Origin of the sequence: Vibrio sp. 14G-20 (assembly GCF_026241515.1) — a bacterium.
Taxonomy (GTDB): domain Bacteria; phylum Pseudomonadota; class Gammaproteobacteria; order Enterobacterales; family Vibrionaceae; genus Vibrio.
Window position 1 is genome coordinate 153479 of record NZ_JAPHPW010000006.1, and the last position, 15066, is coordinate 168544.

General features: G+C 40.2%; 14 protein-coding genes. 10 read left to right on the plus strand and 4 right to left on the minus strand.

Features of this window, described 5'->3' with window-relative positions:
- Positions 1 to 25: 25 nt before the first annotated feature.
- The 10 genes from OQJ75_RS07555 (at position 26) to OQJ75_RS07600 (ending at position 10738) form a co-directional block, all read left to right on the plus strand.
- Positions 26 to 1216, plus strand: a complete 1191-nt coding sequence (locus OQJ75_RS07555; protein ID WP_265972104.1) for a UDP-N-acetylglucosamine 4,6-dehydratase — start codon at positions 26 to 28, stop codon at positions 1214 to 1216.
- An 8-nt stretch (positions 1217 to 1224) separates the two neighbouring features.
- Positions 1225 to 2382: a LegC family aminotransferase gene (locus tag OQJ75_RS07560; RefSeq protein ID WP_265972103.1), complete on the plus strand. Its 1158-nt coding sequence runs from the start codon at positions 1225 to 1227 to the stop codon at positions 2380 to 2382.
- A complete protein-coding gene (neuC, locus tag OQJ75_RS07565; protein ID WP_265972101.1) occupies positions 2382 to 3548 on the plus strand; it encodes a UDP-N-acetylglucosamine 2-epimerase in 1167 nt (388 codons plus the stop codon). The genes OQJ75_RS07560 and neuC overlap by 1 nt, the downstream gene beginning before the upstream one ends.
- Before the next feature lie 48 nt (positions 3549 to 3596).
- A complete protein-coding gene (neuB, locus tag OQJ75_RS07570; RefSeq protein ID WP_265972099.1) occupies positions 3597 to 4670 on the plus strand; it encodes an N-acetylneuraminate synthase in 1074 nt (357 codons plus the stop codon).
- The gene (locus tag OQJ75_RS07575; protein WP_265972098.1) at positions 4663 to 5316 is read left to right on the plus strand and encodes an acetyltransferase; all 654 of its coding nucleotides are present in this window, start codon (positions 4663 to 4665) and stop codon (positions 5314 to 5316) included. Before neuB ends, OQJ75_RS07575 begins: the two co-directional genes overlap by 8 nt.
- Before the next feature lie 48 nt (positions 5317 to 5364).
- The gene (locus tag OQJ75_RS07580) at positions 5365 to 6426 is read left to right on the plus strand and encodes a nucleotidyltransferase family protein (protein WP_265972097.1); all 1062 of its coding nucleotides are present in this window, start codon (positions 5365 to 5367) and stop codon (positions 6424 to 6426) included.
- On the plus strand, positions 6426 to 7118 hold the full coding sequence (locus OQJ75_RS07585) for a cytidylyltransferase domain-containing protein (protein WP_265972095.1): 693 nt from the start codon (positions 6426 to 6428) through the stop codon (positions 7116 to 7118). Before OQJ75_RS07580 ends, OQJ75_RS07585 begins: the two co-directional genes overlap by 1 nt.
- Positions 7119 to 7204: 86 nt before the next feature.
- Positions 7205 to 8764 carry a sulfatase-like hydrolase/transferase gene (locus OQJ75_RS07590; RefSeq protein ID WP_265972093.1) on the plus strand — a complete coding sequence of 520 codons (1560 nt, stop codon included), beginning with the start codon at positions 7205 to 7207 and terminating at the stop codon, positions 8762 to 8764.
- A gap of 16 nt (positions 8765 to 8780) precedes the next feature.
- Positions 8781 to 9626 carry a hypothetical protein gene (locus tag OQJ75_RS07595; protein ID WP_265972091.1) on the plus strand — a complete coding sequence of 282 codons (846 nt, stop codon included), beginning with the start codon at positions 8781 to 8783 and terminating at the stop codon, positions 9624 to 9626.
- 17 nt (positions 9627 to 9643) lie between these two features.
- Entirely contained in the window at positions 9644 to 10738 is a 1095-nt protein-coding gene (locus OQJ75_RS07600) for a hypothetical protein (RefSeq protein ID WP_265972090.1), read from the plus strand.
- A gap of 24 nt (positions 10739 to 10762) precedes the next feature.
- Here OQJ75_RS07600 and OQJ75_RS07605 read toward each other — a convergent pair whose 3' ends face one another.
- The 4 genes from OQJ75_RS07605 to lpxM are packed head-to-tail and all read right to left on the minus strand — an operon-like array spanning position 10763 to position 15010.
- Positions 10763 to 11701, minus strand: coding sequence for a glycosyltransferase family 52 (locus OQJ75_RS07605; RefSeq protein ID WP_265972088.1), 939 nt, complete (start codon positions 11699 to 11701; stop codon positions 10763 to 10765).
- Positions 11702 to 11706: 5 nt separating this feature from the next.
- Positions 11707 to 12972, minus strand: coding sequence for a lipid IV(A) 3-deoxy-D-manno-octulosonic acid transferase (gene waaA / locus OQJ75_RS07610; RefSeq protein WP_265972087.1), 1266 nt, complete (start codon positions 12970 to 12972; stop codon positions 11707 to 11709).
- Positions 12966 to 14024 carry a lipopolysaccharide heptosyltransferase II gene (waaF, locus tag OQJ75_RS07615; RefSeq protein WP_265972086.1) on the minus strand — a complete coding sequence of 353 codons (1059 nt, stop codon included), beginning with the start codon at positions 14022 to 14024 and terminating at the stop codon, positions 12966 to 12968. Before waaF ends, waaA begins: the two co-directional genes overlap by 7 nt.
- On the minus strand, positions 14024 to 15010 hold the full coding sequence (gene lpxM / locus OQJ75_RS07620; protein WP_265972299.1) for a lauroyl-Kdo(2)-lipid IV(A) myristoyltransferase: 987 nt from the start codon (positions 15008 to 15010) through the stop codon (positions 14024 to 14026). The genes waaF and lpxM overlap by 1 nt, the downstream gene beginning before the upstream one ends.
- Positions 15011 to 15066 lie beyond the last annotated feature (56 nt).

The following is a 15066-nucleotide window of genomic DNA, read 5'->3' on the forward strand; positions in this document are numbered from 1 at the left end:
TATAATATGACGAAGTGAAATTACTATGAATTCCATTTTACCCCTCATCGGTCGTACCGATGCTCTGTTTACACAAGATATCGCTAGTCACGAAGCTGAGCTATCCCGTATTGTTTCTGAATCCTGTTTCCTTGTACTTGGTGGCGCAGGCTCCATTGGCCAAGCGGTTACTAAAGAGATCTTTAAACGCAACCCTAAGAAATTGCATGTTGTTGATATCAGTGAGAATAACATGGTGGAGGTGGTTCGAGATATTCGTAGTTCTTTTGGTTACATCAATGGTGACTTCCAAACATTTGCTTTAGACATTGGTTCGATTGAGTATGATGCGTTTATTAAAGCTGATGGGCAATATGACTATGTATTGAACCTATCGGCACTTAAACATGTACGTAGTGAAAAAGACCCGTACACACTAATGCGTATGATCGATGTGAATGTGTTTAATACTGACAAGACCATTCAACAGTCTATCGATGCAGGTGTGAAGAAGTACTTTTGCGTATCGACAGATAAAGCGGCAAATCCAGTCAATATGATGGGAGCATCAAAGCGTATTATGGAGATGTTCCTAATGCGTAAAAGTGAAGAGATGGCTATCTCGACAGCACGTTTTGCTAACGTGGCATTCTCTGATGGTTCCCTATTACACGGCTTTAACCAACGCCTATTGAAAAACCAACCTATCGTGGCGCCAAATGACATTAAACGCTACTTCGTCACGCCTCAAGAGTCTGGTGAGTTATGCTTAATGTCGTGTATTTTTGGTGAAAACAGAGACATCTTCTTCCCTAAACTTAGTGAAGCGCTTCACTTAATCTCATTTGCAGATATTGCTGTGAAGTACCTTGAGCAACGCGGTTACGAACCTCATCTTTGTGAAAGCGAAGATGAAGCCCGTGAGTTGGCGAAAACACTTCCATCACAAGGCAAGTGGCCTTGTTTGTTTACGTCTAGTGACACTACTGGTGAGAAAGACTTTGAAGAGTTTTTTACCGATAAAGAAACACTCGATATGGAGCGCTTTGCAAACCTAGGCATTATTAAAAACGCCCCTTTGTATCAGCAAGAGTTACTGAATTTATTTGAAAGTACAATTGGTCAAATGAAATCCGATCGAGAGTGGAGTAAAGAGCAAATCGTCGAGCTATTCTTTACTATGATTCCTGACTTTGGACACAAAGAAACAGGCAAATATCTAGACAGTAAAATGTAGGAGAGATCATGAAACCTGCATCATTAGTTGAATTTGTTCGTGATACTTACCAAACCAATGAGTTTGTTCCTTTGCATGCGCCAACATTCAATGGCAACGAGAAAGCTTACGTCACAGAAACCATTGAGAGTACGTTTGTCTCAAGTGTTGGTAAATTTGTGGATCAGTTTGAATCGAAGATTGAAGCTTACACCGGAAGTGCAAAGGCGGTAGCTGCTGTCAATGGCACCGCAGCTCTACATGCAGCACTCTATATGGCGGACGTACAACGCGGTGATTTGGTTGTTACACAAGCTTTGACCTTCGTTGCGACTTGCAATGCCCTGTATCACATGGGTGCAGAGCCAATTTTTGTTGATATATCTCCGGTAAGCTTAGGCTTGTGCCCTAAAGCTGTTGACCACTATCTAACACAACACGCTGAGTTGACTGAAAAAGGTTGTATCCATAGACAAACAAGACAACGCATCCGCGCTGTGGTTCCGATGCATACTTTCGGCCACCCTGTCGAACTCGATGAGTTAGTCGCCGTATGTTTAAAGTGGCAACTGGTCTTAGTGGAAGATGCAGCAGAAAGTTTGGGCTCTTTCTATAAAGGCCAACATACAGGTACATTCGGTGATTATGCTGCGATCAGCTTTAATGGCAACAAGGTTATTACAACCGGTGGCGGTGGTATGGTTCTGTGTAAAACTCAAGAGCAGGGTGCTCGTACTAAGCACGTGACCACGACAGCTAAGGTCCCGCACCCTTTTGAGTTTTATCATGATGAGCCTGGTTTCAATTATCGAATGCCAAATTTGAATGCCGCATTGGGTTGTGCACAAATGGAAGTGCTCGAATCATACCTAGTTCAGAAGCGCCAATTGGCTGAACAATACCAACATTTTTTCGCCGGTTCAGAATTTACATTCGTGACAGAACCAGAATACGCGACGTCGAATTATTGGCTGAATGCGATTATTTGCCCAGACACAGCATCACGAGCTCAAATTTTGGAAGAAACCAACTCTGCGGGTGTCATGACGCGTCCTATTTGGCAGTTGATGCATCGTCTTCCTATGTTCGAGAACGCATTGCGTGGTGACTTGACGCAGTCTGAGTTTATTGAAGCGCATTTGGTCAACATTCCGAGCACACCCATTCAAATGTCTAAAGGCGCTTAATGGAAAACAAGATTCAGAAAGTAGCGGTTTTTACCGGGACAAGAGCAGAGTATGGTCTGCTCTTTTGGCTTTTGAAAGATATTCAAAATGATCCCGATTTAACACTGCAGCTTCTCGTTTCAGGGATGCACCTTTCGCCGGAGTTTGGGGAGACCTATCAGCAGATAGAAAAAGATGGATTTAAGATTGATGAAAAAATTGAAATCCTGCTTTCGTCTGATTCTGCCGTAGGTACAGCTAAAAGTATGGGCCTTGGTGTCCTTGGCTTCTCGGACTCTTTAGCACGTCTACAGCCTGATGTATTGGTTATACTTGGCGATCGCTTTGAGGCATTAGCCGCTGCTCAAACGGCGATGATTTTGCGTATTCCTATTGTTCACTTGCATGGTGGTGAAATTACAGAAGGCGCATACGATGATGCGATTCGTCATGCAATTACCAAACTGAGCTACCTGCATGGTACGTCGACAGACGAATATCGTCAGCGCGTGATTCAATTGGGTGAGGCTCCTGAGCGAGTAAGAAATGTCGGTGCAATAGGCCTTGACCACCTTAAACGTGCTGACTTCATGTCATTAGGCGAGTTAGGGGAATCTCTCAACTTTTCTTTGACTAAGCCGTTTTTCTTAGTGACTTATCATCCGGTGACACTCGGCAATGAAGCACCTGAAGAGGCATTCCAAGCTTTATTGGATGCTTTAAACTGTTTCCCAGAGCATCAAGTTATCCTCACTTACCCAAATGCTGATGATGGTGGTCGCCGCATTATCCCAATGCTAGAAGCTTACGCCGCGAGCCAACCTGATCGCGTATTAGCAATTCCTTCGCTTGGGCAAGTGCGTTACCTCAGTGCAGTTAAATATGCAGTGGCTGTGATTGGCAACTCTTCTAGCGGTGTTATTGAAGTACCGGCATTTGATGTTCCCACTGTTAATATTGGATCTCGCCAGAAAGGTCGCTTGGCAGCAAAAAGCGTGCTGCATTGTGAGGCGAACAGAGCTGACATTGAGCGAGCTATCAGATCTGCGAATGAACGTGAGTATAAGGAAGCTGCGGAAGAGATAGAGAATCCGTACGGACAAGGAAATACCAGTGAAAAAGTGATCGAGATGATCAAAACTCTGGATTTCAATCCATGCAAAACCTTCCACGATTTACCGAACTGAGAGCTATACATTTAGCTTTTAGTAACAAATAACGAAAGAGAGAGCGGTATGACTCTGATTATTGCTGAAGCAGGCGTGAACCATAATGGTGATGAAAAACTGGCTTTTGAGCTTGTTGATGCAGCCTATCAAGCGGGTGCTGATATTGTAAAGTTTCAGACGTTTAAGGCAAAAAACCTTGTAACTGAAGAAGCGAAACAGGCGGAATATCAGGTTACCAACACGCAGAAACAAGAGTCGCAATTAGCTATGCTTAGTCGCTTAGAGCTCTCTTATGATGCTCACCATCAATTGGTTAAGCATTGTGAGCAACTCGGTATTGAGTTTTTATCAACCGCTTTTGATTCAGAAAGCCTAGATTTTTTAGTGAACGATCTAGGGTTAACTCGCTTGAAGTTGCCTTCTGGTGAACTTACTAATGCCCCTCTCGTACTAGAACATGCTCGAACAGGGTGTGATTTGATTGTCTCCACTGGTATGGCGACACTATCGGAAATCGAAATCGCGCTGGGTGTGATTGCATTTGGTTACACTGCTGATGACAACGCCATACCTTCTGTGCAGGCCTTCCAGGAAGCTTATGCCTCTGATAAAGGTCAACAAGCGCTTAAGAGTAAGGTCACAATCTTGCACTGTACGACTGAATACCCAGCACCAATGGAAGAGATTAACCTTAAAGCTATGGACACTTTAGGTCGTGCGTTTGACCTACCTGCAGGTTATTCAGATCACAGTCAAGGTATTACGATTCCTATTGCAGCTGTCGCTCGCGGTGCGGTGTTGATTGAAAAGCACTTTACGCTAGATAACAACATGGAAGGACCGGATCACAAAGCTTCTCTTGAACCTCAAGACTTAACGGCCATGGTCAGCGCAATTCGACAGGTCGAGTTGGCATTAGGAAGTCGCGTAAAAACACCAACGGTATCAGAAGTGAAAAACAAAGCGGTCGCAAGGAAAAGCCTGGTCGCTGCGTGTGATATTGCCGAAGGTGAGGAGTTTTCGTCAGAAAATATCACCATTAAGAGACCGGGTCATGGCATGTCACCTTATCGCTATTGGGATATGCTTGAACGCTCTTCTTCTAAAGCTTATCAAGCCGGAGAGCTGATCTTTGAATAATGCTGCTTCTATGTTGCCTATTGTGCTAATTGGAGGCGGAGGACATGCGAGCGTGCTTGCAGACATATTGCTTCGCCAAGGGCGTGAGATAGTTGCGGTGATTTGTCCTGATGATATATCGCAACGAAAAGTTTTCTCTGGGATGAAACAGTTAACGAAAGATAGTGATATCAAGGGCTACCACCCCGATGACGTTTGTGTGGTTAACGGAATAGGCATCATGCCTAAATCTCGTATTCGAGAGAAGGTTACTGAGTATTATCTTGAGTTAGGTTATCGATTTGAAAGTGTTGTTGATGAAACTGCACGAGTATCAGAATTCGCTGAATTAGGTCAAGGTGTGCAAGTGTTTGCTAATGCTACTGTTCAAACTGGAGCCAAGGTTAATGACTTTAGTGTAGTGAATACAGGAGCTGTAGTAGAGCATGATTGTCAGCTAGGTATGCACAACCATATCGCTCCGAATGCAACACTTTGTGGGCAAGTGTTTACAGATAATTATGTCTATATTGGTGCTAATGCTACTGTTTTTCAAAGCTTATCAATTGGTGAGTCGACGATCGTTGGTGCTGGGGCTATTGTGACAAAATCTCTTTCACCTCAAAGCATATGTTATCCTTCTCGCAGTATAATTAAGTCATATTAAGTGCCCTCTGTGTAGTGAGCATTTCCCAGAATAACAACAAGGTGTGCAATGAGTCATTGTTGGAATAACGTGCTAATTAAGCCAAATAACACAATTCGCGAAGCTCTTGAAATAATCAACACAGAAGCATTACGAGTAGTGTTAGTTGTGGATGAGCAACAGTCATTAGTCGGCGTTGTGACCGATGGTGATATTCGACGTGGTTTATTGAATAATTTGCCACTCACCGAGCCGGTATCTGAGGTAATGAATACTCAGCCAACAACGGCGCTGGCAACGGCATCTCGAGAAGAACTGATTGCTCTGATGGAGAGTCGCGGTATTCTTTCTATCCCCTTGCTTGATGAAAGCGGTAAAGTTATAGGGCTCGAAACGCTACATGGTGCTTTGCATCAGCCTAAGCATCAGAATCCAGTGTTTATTATGGCTGGTGGTTTTGGTACTCGCTTACGACCATTAACGGATCACTGTCCTAAACCGATGTTAAACATTGGTGGCAAACCTATCTTAGAGACGGTAATTCGTAGCTTTATCAAAGCCGGGTTTGTCAATTTCTATATTTCAACACATTACATGCCAGAGCAAATCCAGCAACATTTTGGTGACGGCTCTGAGTTAGGGATTAATATTACTTATGTGTATGAAGAATCTCCTCTAGGCACAGGCGGTGCTCTTGGTTTGTTGCCTGAGAGTCTTCCCAAAGACCTCCCATTGATTATGATGAATGGTGATGTCTTGACGAAAGTGGATTTTCAACGATTGTTAGAGTTTCACTCTGAGAATCAAGCTGACGCGACAATGTGTGTTCGAGAGTACGATTACCAGATACCTTATGGTGTCATTAATGGTGAAGGTAATAAAATAACCAGTATGGTCGAAAAGCCAATTCAGCGTTTTTTTGTGAATGCAGGGATTTATGTAGTTTCACCTCAGGTGATCGCCTCTGTACCTGAAAATCACTGTATTGATATGCCGACTTTGCTTGAAGAACATATGAATGAGCGTGATAACATTTTAATGTTCCCTATTCATGAATACTGGCTAGATATAGGGCGTATGGATGACTTTAACCGAGCACAATCAGATATCCTTAGTTTGGGGATCTTGTAATGATAGATGGTAAAAAAGTGATGGCTCTTATTCCTGCTCGAGGTGGTAGCAAGCGTTTACCTAGGAAGAATATCCTTCCTCTTGCTGGAAAGCCTTTGATTTGTTGGTCCCTAGAAGCCGCAAGTAAGAGTCAATATATTGATCAAGTCGTGGTTAGCACTGATGATAAGGAAATTGCGGATGTTTGTCAGGCTCTGGGCTTTCCCGTTCCTGAATTGAGACCCGGCTTTCTGGCTTCAGATACCGCTAAAACGGAAGATGTACTACTACATGCTCTTGAGAGGTATAGGGAAGGTGCTGAGATAATCGTTTTGTTACAACCTACATCACCACTTCGTACATCTAAGCATATTGATGAAGCACTTGAGCTATTTGTAGAGAAGCAGGCAAATTCGGTAGTTTCCGTTACCCCCTGTGAGCATTCACCTATGTGGTCGAATACATTGCCAGTCGATTTATCTATGGGCAGCTTTATTAGGCCCGAAGCATTACAACGTTCTCAAGACCTTGAACAGTTTTACCGTTTAAATGGGGCTTTGTATATTTTTGATAGCGGTAATCTTGAAAGGTTGGGCTGTATTTCTTATTCTGAAAGTGGTTATGCGTATATTATGGATAATGAGAGCTCTATTGATATTGATACTAATTTTGATTTTTCGATGGCAGAGAATATAATTGATTTTTATAGGTGATGTTAATTTAGTCTAAATGATTATTGATGTGTTTTACTTGGTTGTTGGCAAACTTACATTTAAATAGGATAGAAATAGAATTAATTATGAACATGGAATATTTATTTTTTCTTTCATCATTACTAATTGTTGTCGGGCTTAATTATACTTTGTTAAAGTACATTTTTCCATTATCAAAAGTTAAAGGGATTGTAACTAGAAGTGTGTTTAGTTCCATGTTTTGTATTGGTCTTTCAATTTTTTTTGAACGTGCTTTATTGGTTCTGTTACCTATTGTTTTTGTTTTATTCTTCTTTTCTTATTTCTACTCTTCTGTATTTGGAAGGCTTAGCTATGGAAGTGTAGCCTCAATACTAGAGTCAAACCCTTCAGAAGCCAAAGAGTTTTACTCTAGTTTAGATAAAAATAAGCTTTTTTTATCTATTGTCTATAGTGGTATATACGTTTTTCTACTGTGGTATATTTCAATATCCAATATAAGTGAATTGTATTTATTTAATTATTTGGTTTTTTTTTCCTTAATTATATTAGCGCTTTCTATTTTTTCCTTATTGTATATTTATATTGAAAAAGTTGCAGAAGCTAAAGCTCCATTGAAAATTCTTAAATACAATGCACTACTTAACTCATTAATTTATTTTGCAGAGTACTTTAAGTATAAAAAACTATTGAGAAATATGAGAATAGAATCTGAGTGGGAAGCGGTATCAAGAAAAGATAGCAATACAGATGTATACGTCGTTGTTATTGGTGAGTCATCTTGTCGATCCCATTATCATGTTTATGGTTATGACAAACCGACAACCCCGCCACTAGAAAAAATGAAAGGTTATAGTATTGTCCATGAAGCAATTGCTCCTGCCATACAAACGATGACATCAATCCCTAGAATATTAGCTTGTAATGATGCGAATGAAATCAACTTTAATCTCAATATTGTTGATCTAGCAAATAGTGCAGGATTTGAAACGTATTGGTTATCGAATCAAGGTGAGTTAGGGCATGCTGATCGACCGATAGCAGCAATTGCTAATCGGGCAACTTATAAAGAATATCTTCAATTTGATTATACTAAAGCAGGAAGTGATTTTGAATTAATTGATTTAATTAAAAAGCATATTAAAGAGCCTGCAAGTAAACCTAAACTATTTTTGGTTCATACTATGGGGTCTCACTGGGATTTCCGAGAGCGATCTGCTTTAGGCAAGTATCACTTGGATGGCATTGAGTCCCATATAGATTGTTATGATGACACAATCTATAACTCTTATATGTTTTTAGAGGATATAAGAAACTGTTTATTGGAAAAAAATCTAGAATATAAAATATGCTACTTTTCTGACCATGGTTTGAGTAAGACTGAAGAGTACCCTAATCTTATTCACGGTGCTGGCAAGTACTTTTCTTATGAGGCTGCAGAAGTACCATTATTCTTTATTGATAACAATCAGAAACCAGGTAGATACTTGGATAGAACTTACTATCTTCGAGATTTTGTCCATACATTAGGAGACTGGATGTCAATTGATGCCAAGCAGATAAAATTAGGATCATCGGTTTTGAGTTCTGAGAATAATAAACAAGAAGAGTTTATACTTGATGATGATTTGAATGTTGTAAGGAGAGGTGCTACATATGAGCTTTAGAAGGATTAAAAGGAGTTTGAAAAATATTCTAAAGGGAGAAGAGCGAGTCTCACAGTATGCCAACTTAGGACCTATACTTGATAAAATAAACTCTTCCACCTACGGTGATGCTTACTCCGTTATAGCTCACGGAGGTGGTGGTACGCAAAATGAAATGAAATATAGTCATTTATATACTAATTCTCTTTCTTCAATAATTGACTCAATAGCGGATGGTAAGAAACTTATTGAGATTGATTTAGCTGTAACAGCTGATAATGAAATAGTAGGAGTACATAGTTGGCCTGAACTCAAGGCTGCGATGAACTACAATGGCGAAGGTCGTGCTCTATTACAAGATGATTCACCACTAACATATGAAGAAGTTAGAGGATTTGAATTTAACCCTGGAACAAGAGCTGTTAATATTCATGAAATAAATAAATTATTCTTAGAGAATGAAGACTTAGTTTTAGTAGTCGACAAAATAAAAAATATTCCTTTATTAATGAAAATGTTTAATTACCCTAACCGAATGATTCTGGAAGTTTTTAATGTATCAAGTTTTGACTTAGCTGTTCAATTGGGAGTTGAAAATATAGTCTTCAACATAAACATTAAAGAAAAAAACATAGTTGATTGGTTGGTAAGTAATAAAATACCAGCTGTAACATTTAGTGCTCATGCTATTGATGTAAACAAAAGAGCCTATACTAATGCAATAGCTATAAAAAAATTAGGTATCGTATCATTAGCATACACATCAAATGATGATAAGTTTATTAGAAATAATATTGGAGTGACCATTTCAGCAGTATATACTGATTTCTGGAGTTTAAATAGCAAGCAGTCAATAACCAATGGTGAAAATATCACATACTAAGTATATTAGGACTTAAAATGAATAAACATGCCATAGTTGGATTTTCTGACCATGTATTTACAAATCTATATATTGATGTGCTAATTAATAAATGCAGTGTTGATCCCAATAGTATTGAGCTTATATGTTTGGGTGATATAGAGGATACTAATGAGAATAGTCGCGTCCATAAAGTTAGATTTAGAGATGTCTTACCTGAACAATTTATTGATTTTAAGTCAATAACATTTATATCACTTAACTCTTTTAATTCAAGTTACTTAGAAATTATAATTTCTTACACTAGAGATAATATCTATATTTATTTGACGGATGATGAGTTAGCTCGGTGGAAGTTGTCTAAAATAGAAAATGGGAAAGTTTCAAAGTCAAATAAGCTAAATATTGGTGAAAGTTGTGTAAATGTTTTACCTAAAATTAAAAACTTTATATCTCTTGGAAGTGTTTATCGAGAGCCTCTTGAGTCTGTCTTGGAAAGAAATGATTTTGATATTATAGAAGGTAGAGATCCATTTGGAACTATGCCTGTTGAGCATTTGGAGTTACTAAAAAGAATATATGATATTGGATCTTTGCATGACTCTTCAGAAAAAAGTGTATTAATTGGTAGTAAACAAGGCGTTTTCTCAGCAAAAGAAGTTATCGATATTATTCGTTCGTTTAATAGAAATAACCTGTTAGATGAATTCAAATTTCATATATTCACCAATAAAAACAACCGAAAGGCTCGGGTTATTATTGATCTATATGCACTTTATATGAGGAAAATCAGGAAAGTAAAGATTGATATAGGCTTCCCAATTGCAACTAACTCCCTAACTTATTCGAACCTTGTAATGTCATGCTCAGTCTTCCTTTTGCAAGGAAGAGGTGGTATTTCGACAGCGAGAACTTATTTGAGATTTTCTAGGGGCATAATAGCTGTACAAAAAAACACACCTAACGAGAGCGAATTAGTTAAAGGTTTAGGCATTGATCTTATTAGTTATACTGATTTTGATGATTTGGTCTCTCAAGTTATTAATCAATCGGTTGATATAGAGCGTAACTCTCAAAAAATTGAAATTGATTTGAAACGCTCTTATGATTCCCTAGGAAATCTTTATCAGTAGTCGTAATGTCGACATAGCGATCAATTATTTTATTTCCATATTATTAGTGATGCTCCATTGTTTGAGGAAACTATGTAAGTCAGGTGCCAGTAGTTCCACAGAAAGACTGGTGTTTACCTCTTTAAGGTTGAGAACTGAGGTGGAGCTCAGAGTATATAAACTTGTCCCCGTATCATCTGGTGAGATTAAGACTTCCGCAGGTACAAACTTATCTAACACAAGGCATGAGAAGTGCTTTGAGTAATCCGTGGTTTCTCGTGGGTGTGGTTTGATTGCTGTAATCGAGTACCTATCGACAATTTCTTGATATAAGGCAACCTTCCCCTCTTCGCTAATAATATCGCTGATTGGTTGTGTGAAGAGAATATTTTGATGGCTGAGGGAAGTTAAACTATGTGCCATTACAAGTTCTAGGCTCTGCTCTCTTGTATATTCAAGCATCTTAGGAACATCAAAAACTTTAGCTTTGGGCTTTAACAAGCGATCAATTTGCTCTGGCTTAGACAAGTAAACAGAAGTTATATCTTGTCCATAGCCGAGTGGTGAGCTTACTCTTCCTTTGAAGCTGCGCTTTAGCTGCTTCTTATAAGGAATCGGCCCGGTATAGTTGCCAGCCCCATCTTCCAGAACAGAGCCATTTTCCAAATCAAACAAAAAAGCATAAGTTAAATGGTCATGGCCAAAAAAGAGTTTCTTGGCGATAAATTCAGAAATGTCATACTTTAAGGCACCAAATTTATAGGCTAGAGAGTCCCAGTTATTATTTAACTTAGTGTCGACAATAATCACATTATTTAGCTGGCTTGCTTTGAGTAGAACTTCAAAGTCGGTATGGCTTACAAATAGAGTATTCTTGTCGCCTTGGTTGATGTAGAGATAGAGAAAGAGAGCAAAGATAGAGTTTACGTAGCAAACATTCTCGTAGTCTGAGTTTATTCTTTGGTAAGTAATGATGTTTTTCATTGTTATTACTCTAATATGGTTTGTGCAACGTTCTGGGCGATATTGGTATAGCTTGATAACACTGACAAGTTCTTATGATCTACTGATTGCTTGGGTTCGTGAGCCAGAAAGTATTGGGCTATCTTATGTGCTAGTTCATTACTATCTTTCGCTAGCTCACATATAGAATCTTGGCTTAGCAATTCCACTATCTCAGTGAAGTTGTAGTAACTTGGCCCTGTAATTACAGGTACCCCTAAAGCTGCGGGCTCTAATACATTGTGCCCACCTACTTTATCTCCGATTAGGCTTCCACCCATAAAGCAGATATCGGCAGCACCAATTAGTATCAACATTTCTCCCATCGTATCGCCAAGATACACTTGGGTTGATTCGGACTGTGATGATTGACTTGTGCGGCGGACGGTTTCAAAGCCTTGTGCTTGGCAAAGCTCAAACACACTATCAAATCGCTCTGGGTGGCGAGGAACTATAATAAGAAGTGCATTTGGGTGTGCCTCTAGAACCTTCTGATGGGCATCCAACACCTGTTCATCTTCACCCTTATGAGTGCTGGCAGCTATCCATACAGGACGGTTTGCACCAAGCTCAGCCCTTAGTGCTTTGCCTTTTTCTCTTACTTCGTCTGAAATTTGAATATCAAACTTAATTGAACCAGTGATAGCCAATTTGTTTTTATCTACACCTAGACATTCGAAGCGTGCAGCGTCAGATTCAGTTTGGCAAAGTATTTTGGTTAGACAGGGATGCAGCAAATTAAATAGCGGTTGAACCTTGGCATAGTTGTTACATGACTTCTCTGATAGACGAGCATTAACGACGGTAATTGGAATTCTTGCGTTATGCACCACGTTAAGCGTATTTGGCCAAAGCTCGGTTTCGATAATCAGCATCTGTGTTGGTTTTATCGCTTTTAGGAAACCTTTAACAGCAAAGCTAAAGTCGATAGGCATGTAACGGTGTTCAACAATATCGCCGAGCTTTTCGATTTGCTCAGCCCCGGTACTTGTGGTTGTGGTGACCAAAATGGGTTGATTAGGGGCTTGTTTCTTTAGTTCTTTAATCAGAGGTACAGCGGCAATGCTTTCACCAACAGAGACCGCATGAATCCAAATGGGAGATACGTCACTGACTAACTTTGGAGTGAAACCAAAATGCTCTTTCCAGCGAGCACCAAACTTAGGCTTATTGGGTTTATTTTTATATAAGCCAAATAGCAAGATTGGTGCTGCTAGTGTTAGCACAGCTGTATAAAGAATGCGGATTAGCATGCGCTGACCGAAATGGCTTCCAGTTTTTGAATGCTATCGAGCACTTGCTTAGGAGATAGCTCAGTAAGGCATTTCAGGTGCTTGAATTCACACTCGCGCTTAAAACATGGGCGGCAGTCGATGTCGGTATGCACAATCTCTACTTTCTCAGCTAACGGTGGAGTGTATTTAGGTGATGTTGAACCATATACCGCAACGACATTGCAACCGACTGCAGCAGCGACGTGCATTAAACCGGAATCGTTGGCAACCACGGTGTCGCACGCACCCAGTAAATCAACAGCTTCAATTAAGCTTGTTTGGCCAGCTAGAACATGAATACGGTATTGTAGCTCTTTAGGTACTAATGCTTTGATGTTGTTGCAAGTTTCGAGATCTTTTTGTGAGCCAAATAGCCATATTTGTTTGCCCGCTTGGCTCATGTGAGTTGCAACTTCTGCGTAGTGCTCTTCCGGCCATTTTTTGGCTGGGCCGAACTCTGCACCTGGACATAAGCCAATAATTGAGTTGTCATTCTCTAGGTTAAATTTGGCAATGGTTGCTGTTTGTTCCGTTTCATTAATGAATAATTGAGGGCGAGGAAGAGTACCTAGGCCACCCAGCGATGAAGAGTCAATCATCTCTTTTTCGGTGTAGGCTAGGGCAACATAGCGCTCAACCATGAATTGAAATGACTTCATATTTGGGCGCAGGTCGTTTAATAGGCCATAGCGCATCTCACCTTTCCAACCTGTGCGCAGTGGGATATTGGCAAACCAAGGGATAAGGGCGGACTTAGCAGACTTCGGTAAAATATAGGCGTGGTCATATTGGTTTGCGCGCAAAGATTTACCTATCTCTCGACGACCCAATAAATTAAATGCGCCATGGCCAATAGGCATCTCAATTGCTTGGTGTATTTCTGGCATACGTTCAAGGATTGGTTTACACCACCCAGGAGCAATCACGTCTATCTGGCTTTCAGGGTGAAGCTTCTTCAATACAATATAGAGTGATTGAGACATAACCATGTCGCCAACCCATGAAGGACCAATAATTAGGATCTTTTTCATTACTTTATGCGCCAGTCTGTTTTGTATCTTGGTTTGAAGAGGTTGTAGTAATTATTGCCATCTTCTTGAGAGTGCAAAAGCTGAAGTATCCACATGTACTGTTCAGGTTTGTCCCCAACAAAATATTCGATAGCTTGATTACACGTTCTTGCGTCTTGCTCTTCGCCTTTATCGAGTTCAAAAGCCGGTAATATCTCGATATTAAAAGAGCCGTCTTCCGTATTCATTGAGGCAAACAATGGCAAGACTTTTGCCCGAGATAGCTTCGCTATTTTCCCTAAACCTGGCAGAGTCGCTTTTCTTGTCGCGAAAAAATCGACAAAAACACTATGTTCGGGGCCATGATCTTGGTCTGGCAGGTAGTATCCGATATAGCCATCACGAATTGATTTCAAAAATGGTTTTATTCCACCAGAACGCTCATATACACGGCCACCGTGTTGAACACGTTGCTTGTGCATAAGCCAATCAGAAACATCATTTTTCTGTTTCTTTGCCATGGCAGACACTGGCATATCCATAGACGCAAGAAGAATGGCTGGAACATCAATCGCCCACGAGTGGGGCACCATTAATATGACATTCTCATTAGCGTCAATGTGGCCTTGTAATATATCTAAGCCTTTAATATGGCAACGCTTCTTTAACCACGAAGCAGGTTTTAAGCTCAATAAACCAAAGCGAATGAAAAATAGTGATGCAGTAAACAGTGTTTTTTCAATCAGGGCTTCGCGCTCTTCAAATGTCTTCTCTGGAAAGCAGAGTTCAAAGTTAACACGACTCCGGTGGGCTGGACCTTTATGAGATTTTGCGAGTTTAGCTGCAATGGTTTTAGCAAGCCATTTTTGAGCTTTGAGAGGCAATAACGCAAGAGGGAGGCCAGCAATAACCCCGAGCCAGGTTCCCCAAAATTTAGGCGTTAGGAAGCTTCGGTTGAATGTTGGATTATAGGCTTTTGGATCAAAATCGTTTCTTTGGGTCATAATCACTACTACAGCGGTTCATTATCTGAACCGCTGTTATTATTGAGTATCAAAGCTAT